At 61.1% G+C, this 3,758-nt stretch carries 7 protein-coding genes; all 7 read right to left on the reverse strand.

The window, feature by feature from the left end; all coding sequences use genetic code 11:
• Positions 1 to 617 (reverse strand): SURF1 family protein (locus tag EN939_RS24780; protein ID WP_164751195.1); only part of this gene is annotated, 617 nt, incomplete at its 3' end.
• Positions 614 to 1,018 carry a DUF983 domain-containing protein gene (locus EN939_RS24785; RefSeq protein ID WP_127270316.1) on the reverse strand — a complete coding sequence of 135 codons (405 nt, stop codon included), beginning with the start codon at positions 1,016 to 1,018 and terminating at the stop codon, positions 614 to 616. The genes EN939_RS24785 and EN939_RS24780, both read right to left, overlap by 4 nt.
• Positions 1,019 to 1,074: 56 nt before the next feature.
• Positions 1,075 to 1,566, reverse strand: coding sequence for a L,D-transpeptidase family protein (locus EN939_RS24790; RefSeq protein ID WP_127270319.1), 492 nt, complete (start codon positions 1,564 to 1,566; stop codon positions 1,075 to 1,077).
• A 93-nt stretch (positions 1,567 to 1,659) separates the two neighbouring features.
• Positions 1,660 to 2,541 carry a cytochrome c oxidase subunit 3 gene (locus tag EN939_RS24795; RefSeq protein ID WP_127270321.1) on the reverse strand — a complete coding sequence of 294 codons (882 nt, stop codon included), beginning with the start codon at positions 2,539 to 2,541 and terminating at the stop codon, positions 1,660 to 1,662.
• 1 nt (position 2,542) lies between these two features.
• Positions 2,543 to 3,175: a cytochrome c oxidase assembly protein gene (locus EN939_RS24800; protein ID WP_127270322.1), complete on the reverse strand. Its 633-nt coding sequence runs from the start codon at positions 3,173 to 3,175 to the stop codon at positions 2,543 to 2,545.
• A complete protein-coding gene (locus tag EN939_RS24805) occupies positions 3,175 to 3,333 on the reverse strand; it encodes a hypothetical protein (protein WP_013532777.1) in 159 nt (52 codons plus the stop codon). The genes EN939_RS24800 and EN939_RS24805 overlap by 1 nt, the downstream gene beginning before the upstream one ends.
• 2 nt (positions 3,334 to 3,335) lie before the next feature.
• On the reverse strand, positions 3,336 to 3,758 hold a 423-nt coding region (locus tag EN939_RS24810), incomplete at its 5' end, for a UbiA family prenyltransferase (protein ID WP_164751196.1).

A 3,758-nucleotide genomic window follows, 5' to 3' on the forward strand; every position in this document is an offset into this window, starting at 1 on the left:
CCTGGGTTTGGCGTCTTGTCTGCGTCGATGAAGATCGGCACCAGCGCGGCGCCCGCCGGCAGACCGGCGCTTGCAGCCATCACGTCGCGGTCCTTCCAGTAGAAGATGTTCTTCGCCACGTCGTTGTCGGGAAGCATCATCGACGGCTTGCCCGGCAGCGGGTTGCGGGCCAGCCCGGTGACCGTCACACTGCCAGCCACCTGTCCCTTGGCGCGCTTGGCGGCGTCCTTCAGATCGTAAGGCACGAAGCCGCGATTGATCAGGACGAAGCGTCCGTCGTCGAGCGCCAGCGGCGTGTAGACATTGAAGCCGGCATCACCCTCCCAGGTCGCGTAGAAATGGCGTTCGCCTTGATGCAGGAACGTGCCGGTGACGGTGACAGGCGTATAATCGACATCGCCGGTGGCGGCGAACTCTTTCTCGACCGCAACCAACGGCAACGGAGCCGAATGGGTGCGCTGGTCGATGGTCTGCAGAAGGCCTTCCTTCCAATACAGGCGCTGCATCTGCCAGGTGCCGAGCACCAGCAGGATCAGGAACAGCACAAGGCCAAGGCCGAGCAGCAATGCCGATCGCGGCCGCGAACGACCGTCAGTTTTAATGGAAGCCTCGCTCATTCGCCGCGATCCAGCCGGCCCTCGGCCGCTTGGTTGCGGTATTGCAGCGTCAGCAGCACGCCCTTGATCAGCCGCAGCGCCGTCAAGCACAGCACAACAGCCAGCGGAATCCAGACCAGCAGATGCAGCCAGAGCGGCGGGCTGAACGTGACTTCTACCCAGAGCGCCAGGCCGACGATGATAAAGCCGATGATCAGGATCACGAACACCGCCGGCCCGTCGCCGGCATCAGCGTAGGAATAATCGAGGCCGCAATTGACGCATCGCTTGCCGACGGTGAGGAAGCCGGAAAATAGCCGCCCCTCGCCGCAGCGCGGGCAACGGCCATGCAGGCCGGCCGAGATCGGATCGATCGGCGGCCAGATCGCCCTATCTTCACTCTTGGAAGAGTCGTCGCTCATTGCTTACCGCTCGATTTCAGATCGACCGGCAACCAGTTCATCTTGCCACTCATTGCCTACCGCTCGATCTCGATCGGTGTGCCATCGGCCACCATCGCCCAGATTTCGTCCATATCGGAGTCCGTAACCGCAATGCAGCCGTCGGTCCAGTCGACCAATTGAAGCAGCCAGCCCCACCAGCCATAACCGTTTGGCTGGCCGTGGATCATGACCATGCCGCCCGCGTCGACATTGCGCGCCCTGGCGGCCGCCAGATCGTCGGTATTGGGGTACGAAATATGGATCGATCTGTGCGCGATGCTGTTCGGGTTGCGCCAGTCGAGGACATAGTTCCCCTCGGGCGTGCGTTGATCGCCCTCCTGGTGCTTATGCCCGACAGGATCGCCGCCGAGTGCGATGCCGTAGCTGCGCAGGATCTTGCCGTCGCCGATGAGTTCCAGCCGGCGTTCGGCTTTGTGGACACGCACCAGATCCACCTTCTCGCCGGCAAAGGCCGGGAGTGCCGCGATCATCAATGCGCAAATGGCCCGGAAAATTGTCAGCCGCATTGGCTATCGATCAGCGATCATTGCGCCAAAAAGAAGAAGGCGGCCACATTGCCGCGGCCGCCCCTCCCCAAACGGAAATTCCTCAGGCCAGGATCAGTGGCCCTCGATCACCGCGCCGACCGATCCCCAGACGTAGATCGAGGCGAACAGGAACAGCCAGACCACGTCGACGAAGTGCCAGTACCAGGCGGCCGCCTCGAAGCCGAAATGTTGTTTGGGGGTGAAATCACCCTTCATCGCCCGGATCAGGCAGACCAACAGGAAGATGGTGCCGATGATGACGTGGAAACCGTGGAAGCCGGTCGCCATGAAGAAGGTGGCGCCATAGATGGAATCCTTGAAGGCGAACGGAGCATGCATGTACTCGTACGCCTGCACCATGGTGAACAGCATGCCGAGGCCAACAGTCAGCACCAGGCCGTTGATCAGGCCTTTGCGATCGCCATGGATGAGCGAATGGTGCGCCCAGGTCACCGTGGTGCCGGACAGCAGCAGGATGACGGTGTTGTAGAGCGGCAAATGGAAGGGGTCGAGAACTTCCATGCCCTTCGGCGGCCAGACACCGCCGGTAAACGCGGTGCGGGCATATTGCTGGACTTCGCTCGGAAACAGGCTGGCATCGAAATAGGCCCAGAACCAGGCAACGAAGAACATCACCTCCGAGGCGATGAACATGATCATGCCGTAGCGCAGATGCAGCGACACGACACGCGTGTGATGGCCCTCATGCGCTTCCTTGATCGTGTCCGACCACCAGGCGAACATGGTGTAGAGGATGATCACGAGACCGATGAAGAACAGCCATGGATTGGCGATGTTGAAGCCGAAGATCGGGAACGAGCCGCCCTTCAGGTATTCCATCAAGCAGACGCCGCCAAAGGCGGCGACAAGTGCGCCTACCGATCCCAGGAAAGGCCACGGGCTCGGGTCAACGAGATGATAGTCATGCTGTGGTTTTGCGTGCGCGTCTGCCATATCAACCCCCGAGATTTGCTTCGGTATTCGAAATTGTCTTGCTATTGCCCTTGGCCGGCTCCGAGGAGGCGACCGGCTTGGCCTTCTCGACCGGGAACATCGTATAGGACAGCGTGATCGTCTTCACGTCCTTCAGTTCCGGCACATTGACGATGTCGGGGTCCACGTAGAACAGGACCGGCATGTCCAGTGTCTCGCCGGGCTTCAGCGTCGTGTCGGTGAAGCAGAAGCACTCGACCTTGTTGAAATAGGGACCCGCCAGTTCAGGCTGCACGTTGAAGGTGGCGCGGCCGGTCACGGGACGATCGAACTTGTTGGTCGCCTGATAGTGCGCCTGCACGGTCTCGCCGATCTTCATCGTCATCGAGCGCTGGACCGGCTGGAACTCCCACGGCACGCCAGCGATGTTGGCATCGAAGCGGACGGTGATCTCGCGGTCGAGCACGCGGCCGGCATACTGCTTCTCGGCACGTTGCGTCGTGCCGCCATAGCCGGTCGCCTGGCAAAACATCTTGTAGAGCGGGACCGCGGCATAGGCCATGCCGATCATGCCGGTGAAAAAGGCGAGGCAGACAGCCGCGACGATGACGTTGCCGTTCTTGCCAGCCGCTTTTTTGGAGGTCCCGACGCTCATCACATCGTGCCCAGATTGTGGCCGAACTTCACGATCGTCGCGATGTAGAAAATGACCACCAGCAGCGCCAGCGCCACACCGATGGCGATAGAACGGCTGCGCTGCGCCTTCTTCTGACGCTCGGTCAACGTGACGGTCTCGAGCTTTTCCTCGATCATGGTCATGCTCCACCCATGGCAAGCGCGCGTTCGACAACGCTGTCGGCCAGATAGGCAGCGAAGATGGCGAAGAGATAAAGCAGCGAATAGGCGAACAGGGCCTTGGCCGGTTTCATGACGCGGTCATCGTCGGCCATGCTAAGCACTTTCCACGCGTACCAGACAAAACCGACTCCCAGAAGCAGGGCGGCCACGCCATAGAACGGCGTGGTGTAGCCAAGCAGCCACGGCAGCACGCCGACCGGGGCCAGCACCAGCGCATAGGCGAAGATCTGGCGGCGGGTCGAAGCGTGGCCGGCGACGTTGGGCATCATCGGAATGCCGGCCTTGGCATAGTCCTCGGACTTGAACAGCGCCAGCGCCCAGAAATGCGGCGGCGTCCACAGGAAGATGATCAGGAACAAGACAATGCTTTCGAGGCTGAC

The sequence above is a fragment of the Mesorhizobium sp. M7A.F.Ca.CA.002.05.1.1 genome, assembly GCF_003998335.1.
Lineage (GTDB): Bacteria > Pseudomonadota > Alphaproteobacteria > Rhizobiales > Rhizobiaceae > Mesorhizobium.

Bases quoted from the DNA above. Each gene is read 5' to 3' on its own strand.
- EN939_RS24785 (WP_127270316.1), bottom strand. From the start codon at position 1,018: ATGAGCGACGACTCTTCCAAGAGTGAAGATAGGGCGATCTGGCCGCCG.
- EN939_RS24805 (WP_013532777.1), bottom strand. From the start codon at position 3,333: ATGATCGAGGAAAAGCTCGAGACCGTCACGTTGACCGAGCGTCAGAAG.
- EN939_RS24800 (WP_127270322.1), bottom strand. From the start codon at position 3,175: ATGAGCGTCGGGACCTCCAAAAAAGCGGCTGGCAAGAACGGCAACGTC.
- EN939_RS24790 (WP_127270319.1), bottom strand. From the start codon at position 1,566: ATGCGGCTGACAATTTTCCGGGCCATTTGCGCATTGATGATCGCGGCA.
- EN939_RS24795 (WP_127270321.1), bottom strand. From the start codon at position 2,541: ATGGCAGACGCGCACGCAAAACCACAGCATGACTATCATCTCGTTGAC.